This is a genomic window from Desulfoluna sp. CLI2B, assembly GCF_056847375.1.
This window is the reverse complement of record NZ_CP186557.1, coordinates 5,593,719-5,611,352: the sequence shown is the minus strand read 5'-3', so window position 1 is coordinate 5,611,352 and position 17,634 is coordinate 5,593,719. Positions and strand designations below refer to the sequence as shown.

14 protein-coding genes are annotated in these 17,634 nt (G+C 59.1%); 12 read left to right on the top strand and 2 right to left on the bottom strand.

Annotated features, from left to right (window positions below; genetic code table 11):
• The first annotated feature begins 6 nt into the window (after positions 1-6).
• From ACOYW2_RS26040 to ACOYW2_RS26015, 6 genes are all read left to right on the top strand, one after another.
• Complete coding sequence (locus tag ACOYW2_RS26040) at positions 7-1,155, top strand: carboxyl transferase domain-containing protein (RefSeq protein ID WP_482768464.1); 1,149 nt, start codon at positions 7-9, stop codon at positions 1,153-1,155.
• A 420-nt stretch (positions 1,156-1,575) separates the two neighbouring features.
• Entirely contained in the window at positions 1,576-3,066 is a 1,491-nt protein-coding gene (gene accC, locus ACOYW2_RS26035; protein ID WP_482768463.1) for an acetyl-CoA carboxylase biotin carboxylase subunit, read from the top strand.
• Positions 3,067-3,227: 161 nt separating this feature from the next.
• Positions 3,228-3,749, top strand: coding sequence for an acyl-CoA carboxylase biotin carboxyl carrier protein subunit (locus ACOYW2_RS26030; RefSeq protein ID WP_482768462.1), 522 nt, complete (start codon positions 3,228-3,230; stop codon positions 3,747-3,749).
• Positions 3,750-4,094: 345 nt separating this feature from the next.
• The gene (locus ACOYW2_RS26025; RefSeq protein ID WP_482768461.1) at positions 4,095-4,874 is read left to right on the top strand and encodes an enoyl-CoA hydratase/isomerase family protein; all 780 of its coding nucleotides are present in this window, start codon (positions 4,095-4,097) and stop codon (positions 4,872-4,874) included.
• 203 nt (positions 4,875-5,077) lie between these two features.
• The gene (locus ACOYW2_RS26020; RefSeq protein WP_482768460.1) at positions 5,078-6,856 is read left to right on the top strand and encodes an acyclic terpene utilization AtuA family protein; all 1,779 of its coding nucleotides are present in this window, start codon (positions 5,078-5,080) and stop codon (positions 6,854-6,856) included.
• 660 nt (positions 6,857-7,516) lie between these two features.
• Positions 7,517-8,176: a TetR/AcrR family transcriptional regulator gene (locus ACOYW2_RS26015; RefSeq protein ID WP_482768459.1), complete on the top strand. Its 660-nt coding sequence runs from the start codon at positions 7,517-7,519 to the stop codon at positions 8,174-8,176.
• A 16-nt stretch (positions 8,177-8,192) separates the two neighbouring features.
• On the opposite strand, the gene ACOYW2_RS26010 is transcribed toward ACOYW2_RS26015, so the two are convergent.
• Both ACOYW2_RS26010 and ACOYW2_RS26005 read right to left on the bottom strand, forming a co-directional pair.
• Positions 8,193-8,582, bottom strand: a complete 390-nt coding sequence (locus ACOYW2_RS26010) for a hypothetical protein (protein WP_482768458.1) — start codon at positions 8,580-8,582, stop codon at positions 8,193-8,195.
• 435 nt (positions 8,583-9,017) lie between these two features.
• Complete coding sequence (locus tag ACOYW2_RS26005) at positions 9,018-9,323, bottom strand: Dabb family protein (RefSeq protein WP_482768457.1); 306 nt, start codon at positions 9,321-9,323, stop codon at positions 9,018-9,020.
• A gap of 486 nt (positions 9,324-9,809) precedes the next feature.
• Here ACOYW2_RS26005 and ACOYW2_RS26000 point away from each other — a divergent pair, with 486 nt between their 5' ends.
• From ACOYW2_RS26000 to pepT, 6 genes are all read left to right on the top strand, one after another.
• Positions 9,810-11,354, top strand: a complete 1,545-nt coding sequence (locus ACOYW2_RS26000; protein WP_482768456.1) for an ABC transporter substrate-binding protein — start codon at positions 9,810-9,812, stop codon at positions 11,352-11,354.
• Between the two features lie 467 nt (positions 11,355-11,821).
• Positions 11,822-12,751, top strand: a complete 930-nt coding sequence (nikB, locus tag ACOYW2_RS25995) for a nickel ABC transporter permease (protein WP_180138452.1) — start codon at positions 11,822-11,824, stop codon at positions 12,749-12,751.
• Positions 12,752-12,761: 10 nt separating this feature from the next.
• Entirely contained in the window at positions 12,762-13,616 is an 855-nt protein-coding gene (locus ACOYW2_RS25990) for an ABC transporter permease (protein WP_482768455.1), read from the top strand.
• 34 nt (positions 13,617-13,650) lie between these two features.
• A complete protein-coding gene (locus ACOYW2_RS25985; RefSeq protein ID WP_482768454.1) occupies positions 13,651-14,625 on the top strand; it encodes an ABC transporter ATP-binding protein in 975 nt (324 codons plus the stop codon).
• Positions 14,622-15,614: an ABC transporter ATP-binding protein gene (locus ACOYW2_RS25980; protein ID WP_482768453.1), complete on the top strand. Its 993-nt coding sequence runs from the start codon at positions 14,622-14,624 to the stop codon at positions 15,612-15,614. The genes ACOYW2_RS25985 and ACOYW2_RS25980 overlap by 4 nt, the downstream gene beginning before the upstream one ends.
• A gap of 749 nt (positions 15,615-16,363) precedes the next feature.
• Complete coding sequence (gene pepT, locus ACOYW2_RS25975; protein WP_482768452.1) at positions 16,364-17,608, top strand: peptidase T; 1,245 nt, start codon at positions 16,364-16,366, stop codon at positions 17,606-17,608.
• The last annotated feature ends 26 nt before the right edge of the window (positions 17,609-17,634 follow it).

The window sequence follows — 17,634 nt, the reverse complement described above, 5'->3', positions numbered from 1 at the left end:
TCCGAGGTGTTTCCCGACATCGACGACGGAGGCCGGGTCTTCTACAACCAGGCCATGATGTCCAAGATGGGCATCCCTCAGATCACCTCGGTCATGGGGCTTTGCACGGCCGGGGCCGCCTATATCCCGGCCATGAGCGACGAGGTGGTCCATGTGAAGGGCACCGGCGCCGACCTCCCTGGCTATGCCCTGGTCAAGGCCGCCACCGGCGAAGAGGTCACCGCCGAAGAGCTTGGAGGGGCAGACCTCCACTGCCGGGAATCCGGGGTCTCGGACTACCAGGCCCAGGACGATGCCCAGGCCCTTGCCATGGTCCGCGAATCCGTCCGGCAGCTTCCCGGAAACGGCAAAAGCACCATGCCCATGGCCGAGCCCACCGAGCCCCTCTACGACCCCGAAGAGCTCTACGGCATTGTCAGCCATGAACTGAAAATACCCTACGACGTCCGGGAGATCATCGCCCGCCTGGTGGACGGCAGCGACTTCCACGAGTTCAAGCCCCTCTACGGCCCCACCCTGGTGTGCGGCTTCGCCCATATCCACGGCTACCCCGTGGGCATCCTGGGCAACAACGGCATCCTCTTCTCCGAGAGCGCCCTCAAAGCCACCCAGTTCATCCAGCTCTGCGACCGGCGCGGCATCCCCCTGGTCTTTCTCCAGAACATCAACGGCTACATCATCGGCAAAGCCTACGAGGCCCAGGGCATCACCAAGGACGGCCACAAGATGGTCAACGCCGTGGCCACCGCCTCGGTACCCAAGTTCACCGTCATGGTGGGGGCCTCCTTCGGTGCCGGAAACTACGGCATGTGCGGCAGGGCTTACAGCCCCCGACTCCTCTGGACCTGGCCCTGCCACGAGATCGGTGTCATGGGCGGCGAGCAGGCCGCCGACGTCCTGGTCACCGTCAAAAACGACCAACTCACTCGGGAAGGGCAGCCCCCCCTCACCGACGAGATGGTCGATCAGATCAAGGTCCCGGTCATGGCCGCCGCCCGAAAGGAAGGCGACGCCTACTACAGCACCTCCCACCTCTGGGACGACGGCATCATCGACCCCAAAGACACCCGCACCGTCCTGGCCCTCTCCATCTCCGCAGCCCTCAATGCCCCCCTGCGCGACGACAAAGAGGGGTTTGGAGTATTTCGCATGTAAGGGGAAAAGCCTCCGGCGGCGAGGTGTGCCACCTCGAAAGCGGGTGGCGAATGCTCCCGCCCCTCGTTCCTCGGGTCGATCACATTCGCTGACGGGCTGCGCCCGTGGGTAAAGAAACTGAGAAACAAAACGTATCGAAAACGCTAAAACAGCCTTAAAAAAAGTAAGAGACCTCACCAAAGGCACCAATATTAAATCCTATTTGCGGCAAAAATATAACACCGTGACCACACTCTTACGAAGCTTGTGAGTCAGCCCGCATAAACCATCGGCGTTTATGTCGGGCGAAGCCCGAGCCGAAGGCCCTTGCGCTTTGGCCCGAGGAACGAGGGACAAAGCGCAAGGGCAATCAGCTTTCGAGGTGGCTCACCTCGCCGCCGGAGGCACGCTTTTTAACCCGATGTTAACGACGAGGCAAAAATGACTCAAACCATTGGTAAGGTATTGATCGCCAATCGAGGGGAAATTGCAGTTCGGATTATGCGCACCTGCCGTGAGATGGGGATTGAGACGGTGGCGGTGTATTCGGAGGTGGACCGCAAGGCGGCCCATGTGCTGGCAGCGGATGAGGTGGTGTGTATCGGGCCTGCCGAGGCGGCGCAGAGTTATCTCAACATGGACGCCATTGTTGGGGCGGCACGTAGCACTGGGGCTCAAGCGATCCACCCGGGGTACGGATTCCTGGCGGAGAACGCCGAGTTTGCGGAACGATGCAGGGCCGAGGGGTTTCTCTTTATTGGGCCTGATCCCGAGGTGATCCGCCTGCTGGGTAACAAGACGGCGGCAAGAAAAAGACTGTCTGCCGAAGGGCTTCCCATCATCCCGGGGACCTTGGGGGGTGAGGCCTCCCTGGAAGAGCTGGAGAAGACGGCCCTTGCCATGGGGTATCCTGTGGTGGTGAAGGCGGCTGCCGGGGGCGGGGGCAAAGGGATGCGAACCGTCATGCGGCCTGCGGAGCTGGAGGCAGCACTGGCGGCAGCTGCGGCCGAAGCATTGGCTGCCTTCGGAAGCGGCGAGGTCTACATCGAGAAATACTTAGAAGGGCCCCGCCACATCGAGGTACAGATCCTGGCCGATACCCACGGCAACGCCATTCACCTTATTGAGCGGGAGTGCTCGGCCCAGCGCCGCCACCAAAAGATCGTGGAGGAGTGCCCCTCGCCTGTGGTGGACGAAACGCTCAGGCACACCATGGGCATGGCGGCGGTCAACGCGGCCAAAGCCGTGGGCTACACCAACGCTGGCACCTTTGAGTTCCTGGTGGACCAGGAGATGAACTTTTACTTTCTGGAGGTCAACACCCGCCTCCAGGTGGAGCACCCCGTCACCGAGATGGTCACCGGCGTGGACCTGGTGAGAGAGCAGATCCGCATTGCAGCGGGCGAGCCCCTGGCCTTGTCCCAGGAGGAGATCATCCCACGGGGCCACGCCGTGGAGTGCCGCATCTACGCCGAAGACCCGGCAAACAACTTCATGCCCTGCCCCGGCACACTACAGAACCTGGAGGAACCCTCAGGGCCCGGCGTCCGCGTGGACAGCGGGGTCTACCAGGGGTGGACCGTGCCCATGGAGTACGACCCCATCCTCTCCAAGCTCATCACCTTCGGCCAGGACCGACAGGCCGCAACCCAGCGCATGGTCCAGGCCTTGAAACAAACCGTCATCACCGGAATTGCAACCCCCGTGCCCTTTCTCATCGACCTCCTGGAATCCGAGACCTTCCGGAACGGCCAGGTCAAAACCGACACCATCGACACCACCCTCTCGGGCTGGTCCCCGACCCGCCCGGAGGTGGAAGCCCTCCTCGCCTACGTTGCCCACGACCTCTTCGGCCAGGCAAAGGCAGCGCAGCCCCAAGGCCCCTCTGCCCACCCGTCCCCCTGGACCCGGCTCGGGCCTTTTCGAATATAAGCAGGGGATAAATCCCTTGCACCGCAGGCTCGCGAATGCTCCCGGCCTTCGTTCCTCAGGCCGATCCCATTCGCTGACGGGCTTCGCCCGTAATCATCATAAAAGGCAAAGCGCTTCACCAAAAGCCATCAAACGAAGGTTCATTCCACATGGAGAAGCCCATGGACTACCGATGCAAAACAGGAGACACCGAAACAACTCTTACCTGCGCCGCCCATAAGGACAGATTCACAACTGAAATCGACGGAACCCCCTACACCGTCTCGGCTGTACCCGTGGATAAGACAAAACTCCATCTGTTTATCAACGACCGAAGCCTCCTTGCCCATGTCGAGGAGATCGAAGGCGGCAAACGCGTCACCATAGGCGGCGTTCCCGTGGAAATCTTCGACGCGGACCGGCTTGCCCACGCACCAAGCCCCCCCGACGAGCTGCCCGGAGACGTCACCCCGCCCATGCCCTCGGTGGTGGTGGCCGTCCTCGTGGCCCCAGGCGACCAAGGTGGAAGGTCTCCTTCCGCCACCGTCTCCGCCATGAAGATGGAGACCACACTGGCAGCCCCCTTTGACGCCAGGGTCTCGGCCATCAACACCAACCCGGGCGATCAGGTGATGCCGGGTGAGATCCTTGTAAGCCTTGAAGCCAAAGGGCAGGAGGAAGAAAAAACAGGAACCGGCGGCTAAACCGGACAATCAGCAATGTTAAAACCACGACTCATGCGACGTCGACGCTTGCGACCCTGTCCAAAGAGACCGTGTATCTATTCAGCTCAAAAAGCAGCCTCCGGCGGCAAGGTGTGCCACCTTGAAATCAGGTTGCGGATGCGCTTTGCCCCTCGTTCCTCGGGTCAAATCACATCCGCCTTTAAAGTGACATTCATAAAAATGTTTATTTATGACCTGTTTGTTAAACTTTTTAAAAGTTTAGCCCCCGGCAGGGCCGCCGGAGGCATAAGCTGAATAGTTACGGCGGTTTTTCCCAGCGTTGATCATCAGAAGGTATCGCTTTCCACACCAAAGGAGATTGCCATGACAGACGCACCCCACCTGCTTTACACGGTCACGGATGCCGCGGCCTGCATCACCATCAACCGCGAGGCCCGTAAAAACGCTTTGAGCCCGGAGGCCATCGCCCTTTTCCACGATCATCTGGATGCTGCTGAGGCGGACTCCTCGATACGGTGCGTCCTCATCCGGGGTGCGGGATCCCGGGCTTTCTGCACCGGGGCGGACCTGGGTTCGGCCATCAAGACTGACGGGGACGCCCTACCCACGGCCCTGGCCTACGCCCGGCTGCTCCACAGGCTCCACACCTTTCCCAAGCCCACGGTGGCCATGGTCCAGGGGTACTGCCTGGCCGGGGGCATGGGCCTGATGCTCGCCTGCGACATGGTCCTGGCCGACGACAAGAGCCGCTTCGGCACCCCGGAGGTCAACGTGGGGCTCTTCCCCATGATGATCGGCGCCCTCATCTTCCGCAACGTCCCCCGCAAGAAAGCCATGGAAATGATCCTCACCGGGCGCATGATCGAAGCGTCCGAGGCCATGGCCATGGGTCTTGTCACGGCCCTCCATCCCGCAGAAGACCTTGAGACCGAGACCCGTGATCTTCTCTCCCTGCTGGCGTGCAAAAGCCCCATCGGCCTGCGTCTGGGCAAGGAGGCCTTCGCGTCCGTGGAGGCCCTTCCCTTTGACAAAGCCGTTGACAGCCTCGCCCAGGCCCTCACCCGCGTCATCGCCACACAAGACGCCGCCGAAGGCCTCAAAGCCTTTATGGAAAAACGGACACCGGAGTTTACCGGAACATAATAATAAAAAAGCCTCCGGCGGCAAGGTGTGCCACCTTGAAAGCAGGTCGCGAATGCGCTTTGCCCCTCGTTCCTCGGGTCAAATCACATTCGCCTTTAAACGAGATCTCTTCAAAAATGAGTTTTTAAGACCTAATTTGTTCAACTTTTTAAAAGTTTAGCCCCCGGCAGGGCCGCCGGAGGCATAAGCTAGCAGGAGGCCTCATGCCACACGAACATGCTGACAAAAACTTGATCATCGCCAATTGCAGCGGATTTTACGGGGATCGGTTCACGGCCATGAAGGAGATGGTGGAAGGCGGGGAAATCCATGTGCTCACCGGGGATTACCTGGCAGAGCTGACCATGGCCCTGTTGTTCAAGGCCCGGCGCAAGGACCCGTCCCTGGGGTATGCGGGAACTTTTTTAAAGCAGATGGAAGAGGTCATGGGCACCTGCCTGGAGCGCGGAATCCGCGTGGTGGCCAACGCAGGAGGGCTCAACCCCAGGGGGCTTTGCGCGGCCCTTGAAAAGGTGGCGGCGGCATTGGGGCTTTCGCCGGTTATTGCCTGCATCGAAGGAGACGACCTCATGCCCAACCTTGCAGGCCTTCAGAAGGGCGGAGAAAGCTTTTGCCACCTTGACCGGGGCACGCCCCTGTCCGAGGGCGGGGTCTTTCCCATCACGGCCAACGCATATCTGGGGGGTTGGGGAATTGCCGAGGCCCTGGGTCAAGGGGCGGATATCGTTATCGGCGGGCGCCTTGCCGACGCATCCCTTGTGTCCGGTCCCTGCGCCTGGCATTTCGGCTGGAAACGGGATAACTGGGACGCCCTGGCAGGGGCGGTGGCGGCCGGCCACGTCATTGAGTGCGGCACCCAGGCCACCGGGGGCAACTACTCCCATTTCGAAGAGGTCCCCTCCTGGACAAAGGTGGGCTTTCCTCTGGCCGTCATGGAGCGCGACGGCTCGTCGGTCATCACCAAGCACAAGGACACCGGAGGCCTGGTCTCCGTGGGTACCGTCACGGCCCAGCTCCTCTATGAAATCGAATCTCCAGCCTACCTGAACCCGGACGTCACAGCCCGCTTCGACACCCTGCGCATTACCGGTGACGGAAAAGACCGGGTGCGGCTCTCGGGCTGCAAGGGGTCATCGCCCCCTGCCACGGCCAAGGTGTGCATCAACACCATCGGAGGCTACCGGAACACGGTCTCGGTGCTCCTCACGGGCCTTGACCCGGACGGAAAGGCCCGCATCGTGGAAGAGATGCTCTTTGACGGCCCCGAAGGGCGGAAGCGGTTTGCCTCGGTGGAGACCCAGCTCTTGCGCAGCGCCCACCCGTACCCCCGATGCATGGAAGAGGCCATGAACCTCCTGCGCATCACTGTGCGGGACCCGGACGAGAAAAAAGTGGGCCGCGCCTTCACCGCAAAGGTGGTGGAGCTCGCCCTCTCCTCCATCCCTGGCTTCAACCTCACGGCCCCTCCGGCACCTGCCGTTCCGGAGATCATCCACTGGCCCGCCCTCATCCACAAAGGCAACCTCTGCGAAGCTGTCCACATCCATAACACCACCACCCTCGTGGACCCCGTAGAGGGCAATGGCGCAGGAGCCCTGCCCCCGGATACGCCCGGGAATGAAGCGCCAACGACAGGTGCCACCATCACCCTGCCCATGGGCCACCTGTTCGCCACCCGCTCCGGGGACAAAGGAGGCAACGCCAACCTGGGCGTCTGGGCCAGGACCCCCGAGGCCTTTCACTTCTTGCAGGAGACCCTAACCCCGGCGCGCCTCAAAGAGCTCCTGCCCGACCTGGCGCCCTTTGCCGTGGACCGCTGGTCCCTGCCCAACCTGAACGCCGTCAATTTTTACATCCGGGGCCTCCTGGGCGACGGCGTGGCCGCCTCCTCCCGCATCGACGCCCAGGCCAAAACCCTGGGGGAATACCTCCGGTGCCAGCCCATGGAGGTGCCGAAGGCGTTGGGAGACGGAGTGAGATAAGTCGGCTCAAAAAGCGTGCCTCCGGCGGCGAGGTGAGCCACCTCGAAAGCTGATTGCCCTTGCGCTTTGTCCCTCGTTCCTCGGGCCAAAGCGCAAGGGCCTTCGGCTCGGGCTTCGCCCGATACAAACGCCGGTGGTATAGGCGGACATGCTCTCTCCCATCGACGGTATGGGATACGCTATCGTAACTTGTCCATTATCGGTTTTACCGGAAGAACTCCGGTGGGATGCTGTGCCATCTTGAAAACAGCTTGCGGGTGTGCCGTATGCACTACTTGATTTACGAGGCACGATGACGGCTCGCGTTGCGCTAATCGGTGCGGGAGCCACACCCTACAGGCCACGGATACTCCGATGCGGCTCGAGCAAAACGTAAGAATACGCCGTGCGTACCGCGTGACGCACGATGCACGCTGGCGGATCGCGTTGCGCTAATCGGTGCGGGAACCTCGCCCGACGGGCCACGGCGACTCTGATGCGGCTCGAGCAAAGCATAGGATACGCCTACGCCGTGCGCACCGCTTAACGTACTATGCACGCTGGCGGCTCGCGTTACGCAAAGTGGACCGAGAACCACCCATACTTTGCCTTGGCCCGCGTTGTGGGGTTTGCTATGGAATGTGGATGGATTGCGCGGAAATACAGACTTTGGAGAGCTTGATGCAGGAAAACACGGACACCACCAGACAAGAAAAACCCTCAACGGCCAGGCGCAGGCGGGAAAAAGCCCACCGGGAGCGCACCATTCTTGATGCGGCTTTAAATCTCTTTGTGGCAAAGGGCTTTCACAAAACCAGCGCCAATGAAATCGCCAACGCCGCCGAAGTGTCCGTGGGCACGGTTTACTTCTACTTCAAAAACAAAGAGGCCCTTCTCATCCGCCTCACCGAAGAGATCTCTTATGAACTCAGGAAACTGGTGGGCTCGGAGTTCACCAACTCCGACGGCACCCTGGACGGGTTCAGGCGGGCCGGGATCTCCTTCTTTAAAGGTTTCTGCATTCCTCACCCTGAAAAGGTCACCCTCCTCTTCCGGGAAGCGGTGGGACACAGCCAGGCCGTGGAAAAAGCCAGGAAAAAAGGCTTTACCCAGCTCACCGAGGATGTGCGCAAAGCGATTCTATTCATGGCGGAAAACATGGACCGGCCCCTCACCGACCCGGAGTCGGCGGACGTCATGGCCGTCAGCATCGTCGGTATCTACGAACGAGTGGCTTACAACTATCTCTTCTGGAACGATGACAAGGCGGATATCCTCAAGGTAGGTGACGACGCGGTGACCTTTCTCATGGCCGGAGTGGAGCGGTTTATCAACCCGTAAGGGCATGCACCTTTTTTTACGACTCCGGAGCAGGTGATTCCGCTTTCCGGGCAAGCTCCTCATGGAGCCAGCTGGGGATCGGCTCATTGAAGTAGGCCCTCACCACGGCGTGGCCGATTTCATGGCGCAGGATGCGGATCTCACACTCCATGGGGATCACGATAAGATTCTCCACGGCAGCATAAAAGGCGGGCACCTTCGTGGGGCGTCCGAAGATACGGTTGTGCTCCTTGGACACGGCCTCTCTGTCCGGAACGATCAGGATGCTGTAATCTGTCTGGGAGGGATAAAGCTGGAGGGTGTTTGATACCTCACGCTCCAGCTCCACCGTGTTCACTTTCCATTCCGAGGTAGACGCACAACCCATGATACTCAGCACACAGGTAAAAACCATCAAATATTTCATAGCCGACTCCTGTTTTTAGTAGAACATGATGCCCCATGTCTAAAACGGACACTTGACCGATAGAGTCGGATGCAAAAAGAAGAGCTGAGCCTTTGGTACACGAATCGCGAAAACTTGGGGGTTGCTTATTCATTTTGCACGTTGTGTTCCACTATTGGTAAAAAACAGATCGGTTCAATCAAAATATCAATAATTATTAAAATTCAGAGACTTACACAGAACAAAGAAATATCTTCACTTTCCACAGCAGAAGCACGGCCCTTACACACTGTTTTTCCACGACCACTATCGTGGATGAATACCTGTTGTTCAACATGATGAATCACACCTCGTTCAATAAATTGTACATTTTAGACAAAAAAAGCCGTAATCGATCCAGCGAAGGATCAATCACGGCCATTAATATATTATTCGAAAACATCTGCTTTAGATTTTTTATGACACTTCGTAATCCACCACCACCCTGTCGGAAATGACAGATCGGATATAGGCCAGAACCTCCAGGTGCTCGGGATGGCCCGCGTAGACGCTCAGGGCCTCTTTGCTGACATGGGTGGTGGTGAGAACCACGTCAAAAGCCGCTTCCGTGGGGTTGAAGTTGATGCCCACCTCCACGGTCTCCAGCTCGGCTATCTTCGGAGGAAGGGCCTCCAGAAGGGTTTTCATTTTATGCATCGCGTCGTTTTTGTCCTCTGCGCTCAGGTCCTTGTTTATTCGAAATGCGACGACATGCTTGATCATCTGATCCTCCTTTTGGTGTTGTCCCGGCGCCACGGCCGGGCTCGTGGTTGCCCACCCCCCGTCTGTCCTGACACTCCTTGATCCGGCCACTGCACCGCAGCGCCCATCGGGGGAAAGTGTACCAGCCGCCATGCAACCTGTCAGCCCATTTTCATGCTCATTGTCCCCCTACCACACACACCCATACCACCACACAACCCATTGATACATCCCCTATTGCCTAATATTTGATACGGGTCGTCGCCCTTGGGAAAGCCCACGAAACGCTTCCCTCACACACAGGCATGTCTCTTTCTTAATCGGTTTTCCGGCTTATCGGACAACATTCCGATATACCGGGCAAAACGGCCAAGCCGTATTATTTTATCAGTCAAATTAGTTGATTTAAATTCCATGGACGTAAAATCAGACAAAAAAATTGACAGGGCCTACCTATTAATGAGAATCAAAGTTCATCTTATTTTTTATAATCACTGGAGGTTTTCAATGAATCGAACGCTCTCGTTCAGCCGTCTGGCCAAGGGCGGCCTGGTGGCCCTGCTCGCCTGTCTGATTGCAGCGCCCAACGCCCTTGCCCGTACGTCCAAGCACCCCGATACCCTTGTTGTCGCCACCACCTACGACGCAAAAACCCTTGATCCCTATATGACCAACGACGTGGCCTCGTCCAACGCCATGCGCCAGATCTATGAGACCCTGGTGGCCATCGACGCCGAAGGAAACGTGATTCCCTCCCTGGCCGAAAAAATCGACCGCGTTGACGGTAAGACCTATCGCTTCACCCTGAAAAAAGGGGTCACATTCCACAACGGCGAGACCCTCACCGCAGACGATGCCCTCTACAGCCTAAAGCGTGCCTACGAAAGAGGCGCTTCTGTCCGCCACATCCTGGGTGTCATCGACCCCGCAGGCTTCAAAAAAATCGACGACCTCACCTTTGAAGTGAAGACCAAGGAGGCCATGAGCTCCTTCCTGGCCGCCCTCACCCACTTCGGCGGTGGTGTCATCATCAACCAGAAAGCAGTGGAAGCAGCCGGCGACGACTACGGCTTCAAGCCCGTGGGCACCGGCCCCTACAAGCTTGCCTCCTGGAAAAAAGGTGACCGCATGGAGCTTGAGCGCTTCGAAGCCTACCACGGCACCAAGCCCGAGTTCCCCAAGATGGTCCTGCGCGTGATCCCCGAGGCATCCAACCGCACCATCGAGCTGGAGAGCGGCGATGTGGACATCTCCTTTGAGGTCTCTTCCCTGGACGTCTCCCGCGTAAAGGCCAACAAAAACCTGGAGCTCCTCACCCTGGTGGACACCGCCACCACCTACATGGGCTTCAACTGCAGCAAGGCCCCTTACGACAATGAAAAGCTCCGTCAGGCCCTGACCCTTGCCATCAACATCCCCGGCAGCGTCAAAGCCGTGTTCCGTGGCAACGCCTTCCCCGCATACGGTCCCATCGCTCCCAACGTCAAGTACTCCAACAACGACCTTCAGCCCTCCAAGACCGACATCAAAAAGGCCAAAAAGCTCCTTGCCGAAGCCGGTTACCCCAACGGCCTGACCACCACCCTCTGGACCAACTCCAAGAAGGTGCGCGTGGACATGGCCACCATCATCCAGGCCCAGCTCAAAAAGATCGGCGTCACCGTCAAGATCCAGGTTCTGGAGTGGGGTGCCTACCTCCAGGGTCTGAAGGACAACAAACACGAGCTCTTCATCGTGGGCTGGACCTGCCAGACCCCTGACCCGGACATGGCCGTATTCCCCACCTTTCACTCCTCGCAGATCGGCGGCAACAACTTTGCAGCCTTCGGCGATGCTGAGGTGGACGCCCTGCTGGACAAGGCCCGCATCACCCCCGACGGTGCCGAGCGTAAGGCCCTCTACTTCGACATCCAGGACAAGCTCCGTGAAAAAGCGCCCTGGGTCTTCCTGGCCAACAAGAAGATCGCCTACGGCATGCAGAACTATCTGGAAGGGTTCACCCCCAGCCCCTACGGCTTCCACGCCCTCTACGAAGTAAAAATGAAGAAGTAAGCAGAAAGAAGCATGCTCTTCAGGGTGCAGCTTGCACACCATGTGGTGCCAGGCTGCACCCACGCTTTTTTGTAAGAAACATGGTAACTATTCAGCTTATGCCTCCGGCGGCCCTGCCGGGGGCTAAACTTTTAGAAAGTTTAACAAACAGGTTTTAAAAAATCTTTTTGAGTGAATTTTTACTTTAAAGGCGGATGTGATTTGACCCGAGAAACGAGGGGCAAAACGCATCCGCAACCTGCTTTCAAGGGCGGCAACACGCCGTTAGGCTGTTTTTTTTGAGCTGAATAGTTACGAACATGTCCATTTTCAGGAAAAGGCCTTCTGAAGAGTCACTTTGGAGGGCCGCCTTGCTTTTCCCTGAGAAACAAAGGGAAAAGCAAGGCGGCAACCAAAAGTTTTTTGCGGAGCTTTTTTTCAAAAAAGCGACCCGCCGGAGGCGTTTTTTTTAAACGAAGGAGGTCGAATTGCTCGGCTATATTTTGAGACGATGCGCCATGCTGATCCCCGTGATCCTTGGCGTTGTCTTTATTGTTTTTGTCATGATGTACGTCACGCCCGGCGATCCGGCCCGTATGGTGTTGGGGGAGCAGGCGCCCCAGGAGGATGTGGACAACCTGAGGGCGGAGATGGGCCTTGACGACCCCTTTCTCTTTCAATTCGGACGCTATGTCTACAAAGCCGTGGTGCACGGGGACATTGGCCGTTCCTACATCACCAAGCGCCCCGTGTGGGACGAGCTGATGACGGCCTTTCCCATCACCTTGAAGCTCTCGGCACTTGCCATGGGCATCGCCCTTCTCGTGGGGATTCCCTGCGGCATTGTCACGGCCGTGAAGCAGTACTCCATCTTCGACAACATCGTCACCCTCTTTGCCCTCATCGGCATCTCCATGCCAGTGTTTTGGCTGGGGCTTCTATTAATACTGCTCTTTACGGTAAAACTCGCCTGGCTGCCGCCATCGGGTTTTGACTCCCTTGCCGCCATGATCATGCCCGCCGTGACCCTGGGCCTCCAGAGTGTTGCCATCATCACCCGAATGACCCGCTCCAGCATGCTGGAAGTGGTTCGCCAGGACTACATCCGCACGGCCCGCTCCAAGGGCCAAAAAGAGAGCGTGGTGATCCGCAAGCACGCCCTGCCCAACGCACTGGTCCCGGTTGTCACCATCGCCGGTATCCAGTTCGGCATCCTCCTGGGCGGAGCGGTCTTAACCGAAATCATCTTCTCCATCCCGGGGCTGGGACGCCTCATGGTGAGCTCCATTGAAATGAGGGATTACCCCATGGTCCAGGGAGGCGTTCTCTTCATTGCCCTGGCCTTCTGCCTGGTGAACCTGGGAGTGGACCTGCTCTACGCCTGGCTCGACCCCCGTATCAAATCCCAGTACACGTAAAGGAGCCTCCGTGCAGACCAAGAAAAATTCTCTCTGGGGCCAGGTCTTCGGCCGCCTCAAAAAAAACCGCATGGCCATGATGGGCCTTTTTATCCTCTTTGCCCTGCTGCTCACGGCCCTCTTTGCCAATGTCATCGCCCCCTTTCCCTTTGACGAGCAGGACCTCTTCGCCACCCTGGAAGGGCCCTCTGCCGCCCACTGGTTCGGCACCGACGAGTTTGGACGGGACATCTTCAGCCGCATCATCTACGGCAGCCGCATCTCCCTGCAGGTGGGCTTCGTGGCCGTGGGATTTTCTGTCATGGCCGGGGGCTTCATCGGCGCCGTGGCCGGATACTACGGAGGCCGCACCGACAACATCCTCATGCGCCTTATGGACATCCTGCTCTCCATTCCCCAGCTGCTGCTGGCCATCTCCGTGGCCGCTTCCCTGGGGCCGGGCCTCTTAAACCTCATGCTGGCCGTGGGCATCGCAGCCATTCCGCAGTACGCCCGCCTTGTCCGGGCTTCGGTGCTCTCTATCCGGGACCAGGAGTTTGTGGAGGCTGCCGTCTCCGTAGGATCCAGCGACCTGCGCATCATCTGTCGCCACATCCTGCCCAACTGCATGGCACCCATCATCGTCCAGGCCACCCTGGGCGTGGCCTTTGCCATTCTCATTGCAGCGGGCTTAAGCTTCATCGGCCTCGGCCTGGAGCCCCCCACACCTGAGTGGGGCGCCATGCTCTCCGGCGGACGCGAGTTCATCCGGGACTACCCCTACATGACCGTCTTCCCCGGCCTGGCCATCATGATCACCATCCTGGGCCTCAACTTCCTGGGCGACGGCCTTAGGGACGCCCTGGACCCGAAACTCAAGAACTAAGTTTGAAACCAGCTCTGATTTGGAGTCACGATATATGTCCGACACACCTTTGCTATCCATCCGGGACTTAAGCGTCCGGTACAGCACCGACAACGGTGCGGTGAAAGCCATCTCCGACTTTCACCTCGCCATCGACAAGGGCGAAACCTTAGGGCTCGTGGGAGAGACCGGCGCAGGCAAGACCACCATGGCCCTGTCCGTCATGCAGCTCATTGCCGACCCTCCCGGCCGCATCACCGGAGGGGAAATCCTCTTTGAGGGCCAGGACCTCACCAAGACCTCCGAGGCCGACATGCGCAAGATCCGGGGCGGCAAGATCGCCATGATCTTCCAGGACCCCATGACCTCTCTGAACCCCATCATCCCCGTGGATGAGCAGGTGGCCGAGATGATCGCCCTGCACAACAAGGTCTCCAAGGAAGAGGCCCTGAAGCGGGCCCTTGCCATGCTGGAGACCGTGGGCATCCAGCCCGACCGTGCCGGGGAGTACCCCCACCAGTTCAGCGGAGGCATGAAACAGCGGGTCATCATCGCCATTGCCCTGGCGTGCAACCCGGCCCTGCTCATCGCCGACGAGCCCACCACGGCCCTGGACGTCACCATCCAGGCCCAGGTGCTGGAGCTCATGAAGGCCCTGAAGAAAAAATTCGACACCGCCATGATCATGATCACCCACGACCTGGGCATCGTTGCCGAGACCTGCGACCGGGTGGCCATCATGTACGCGGGCCGCATCGTGGAAGAGGCCACCACCGAGCTGCTCTACGCCGACCCCAGCCACCCCTACACACAGGGGCTGTTTGCCTCCATCCCCAACGTGGAAGAGGAGCGCGAGAGCCTGGCCGTGATCCCGGGCCTTCCCCCGGACCCCACGGACATGCCCAAAGGGTGCCCCTTTCACCCCCGGTGCGACAAGGCCATGCCCCGCTGCAGCACCGAGATCCCGCAACCCGTCGTCCGCGAAGACGGCCACATGGTGGCCTGCTTCCTGGAAGGAGGTGACGCATGAGCGCCCCGTTTATCCAGGTCAAAAACCTGAAAAAGTACTTTGACACCAAAAAAGGCCCCCTCCACGCCGTGGATGATGTCACCTTCGACATCAACAAAGGGGAGACCCTGGGCCTCGTGGGCGAGTCCGGCTGCGGCAAGTCCACCACGGGCCGGGCCGTCATCCGGCTCCTGGAGCCCTCCTCCGGGGAGGTCCTCTTCAACGGCAGCGACATCCTGCCCCTGCCCAAAAAAGAGATGAAGGCCATGCGCGCCAAGATGCAGATGGTCTTCCAGGACCCCTACTCCAGCCTCAACCCGCGCCTCTCGGTCTCGGAGATCATCTCCGAGCCCTTAGACGTCAAAGGCCTCGGCTCCGGCGCAGACCGCACCAAGCGCGTGGCCAAGCTCATGGACATCGTGGGGCTTGGCTCTCGGCTCGCCAACGCCTACCCCCACGAGCTTGACGGCGGCCGCCGCCAGCGCGTGGGCATTGCACGGGCCCTGGCCCTGAACCCCGAGTTCCTCGTCCTGGACGAGCCGGTGTCCGCCCTGGACGTCTGCATCCAGGCCCAGGTCCTAAACCTTCTGGACACCCTCCAGAAAGAGATGGGCCTCACCTATCTCTTCATCTCCCACGACCTCTCCGTGGTCCATCACGTCTCTGATCGCATCGCCGTGATGTACCTGGGCCGCATCGTGGAGATGGCCGACTACAAGACCATTTTCAACGCACCGGTCCACGCCTACACCAAGGCGCTCCTTTCGGCCATCACCATTCCCAAGCCCAACCTCGACCGGGAACGGATCATCCTCGAAGGCGACGTGCCCAGCCCCATCAACCCACCCCCGGGTTGCCGCTTTGCGGGCCGCTGCTACTACGAGAAGATCGGCGCCTGCACCAGCGAAACCCCGGCCCTCAACGAGGTGTCCCCCGGACACTTCGTGGCCTGCCACCTGGCCGAACAGGTCATGGCGGACCAGGTGCAGGGTGAAGCCAAGGCAGTGTAAGGAAAAAGCCAAAAGCCTGCCTCCGGCGGCGAGGTGAGCCACCTCGAAAGCTGATTGCCCCTGCGCTTTCCCCTTCGTTCCTCAGGGAAAAGCGCAGGGGCGTTCGCCGCGGGCTCCGCCCGAAGACAACTTTAACGCTTTGGAGCGCCGCACTCCCGTGCGGCATTGCGATGACGGACCAAAAACGCGTCAACATTTGCCGCACCTGCAAACGTTTGGCTCAAGAGTTTAACCATTGAGCTCGCGCCACAAGGCAAATTGGCCTGAAACTGCTTATAAAAACCTGTTTGTTAGACTTTTTGAAAGTTTAGCCCCCGGCAGGGCCGCCGGAGGCATAAACTGAATAGTTACAGAGAATTTCCGGTCTTTTTAGGAAGGGGACAAGTGCCTGCTCCCTGAAAGCCCATAGAATGACACCAGTGAAACGAGGACCACGCAATTGGGTATTCGTTAAAACCATCGGTGACCGGGCGTGGAATCGCTATGCTCCTGCCGTTACAACAAACGACTCGCCAGCTCCCCCTTTTCATCCCAGCCTTTCCCGTGGCATGATCGAATCAGCCCGCCATTGCATGTGTAAGGACTCGCGCAAAAAATAGATGCCCACTTTTTATGAAAGAGGCCGCAGTGATTTGACCCGAGGAACGAGGGGCAAAGTGCTGCGGCAAACCGCTTTCAAGGTGACTCACCTTGCCGCCGGAGGCACGTTTTTTGTCCCTTTCTCTATGCATCGAATCAAAGGAGACACCATGTCTGAAGCACGCATCAACACACTTGAAGAACGATTTGTCCGATACTGCAAAGTCGACACCCAGAGCGACTCAACCTCCCCCACTGCTCCCAGCACGGCCTGCCAGCTCGACCTCTCCCGGATGATGGTGGAAGAGCTGAAAAACGTGGGCATCGAAGACGCCTATCTTACGGACTACGGCGCCGTGTTCGGCACCCTTCCGGGCAATGTAAAAGACAAAAAAATCCCCACCATCGCCTTTGTGGCCCATGTGGACACCGCCCCCTCCTTCCACGCCAAAGGGGTCAAACCCATCGTGCATCACAACTGGGACGGCACCACCATCGTGCTGCCCGATGACCCGGCCGTGGTCATCGCCCCGGATGAGAACCCGCACCTGAACGGCAAAAAAGGCGAAGACATCGTCACGGCAAGCGGCACAACCCTTTTGGGGGCTGACGACAAGGCGGGCATTGCCATCATCATGGGCCTCATCGACTATTTGAACGAACACCCGGAGATCCCCCGGGGCGATGTGCGCATCTGCTTTACCCCGGACGAAGAGATCGGCCGGGGCGTCAGCGACGCCCTCATGGAAGACATCCACGCCGACTTTGCCTACACCCTGGACGGAGAAAATCCCGGCGACCTTGTGGCCGAGACCTTCTCCGCCGACCAGGCCGAGATCAACATCAAGGGCGTCTCCATCCACACCTGCTGCGCCAAAGACCGCCTGGTCAACGCCCTCTACCTCGCCTCCAAGATCATCGAACTCCTGCCCAAGCACCGCCTGAGCCCCGAGTCCACCGAAGGCCGGGAAGGGTTCATCTTTACCGAAAGCATCTCCGGCAACGCAGCCGAAGTCACCCTGAAACTCAACCTCCGGGACTTTGAGCTGGATGGCCTTGAAGAGCAGGCCACCCTCCTGCAGGAGACTTGCGCCCTGGTGGCCAAAACCGAGCCCCGCGCCCGCATCACCTGCAGCATCCGACCCGAATACCGCAACATGCGCTACTGGTTGGAAAACGACATGCGACCGGCCGACATCGCCAAGAAAGCCTACGTCGATGAAGGGTTCATCCCCAACATGCTCGCCTTCAGGGGCGGCACGGACGGCTCCCTCATGACCGAAAAAGGAATCCCCACCCCCAACATCTTCTGCGGCATGCAGAACCCCCACGGCCCCATGGAATGGGTCAGCCTTCAGGACATGGATAAAGCCCTGCGGATCTGCGCGCGTGTTGTGGGATACTGGGCGGAATAAAGAAGGATAAAAAAAGCCTCCGGCGG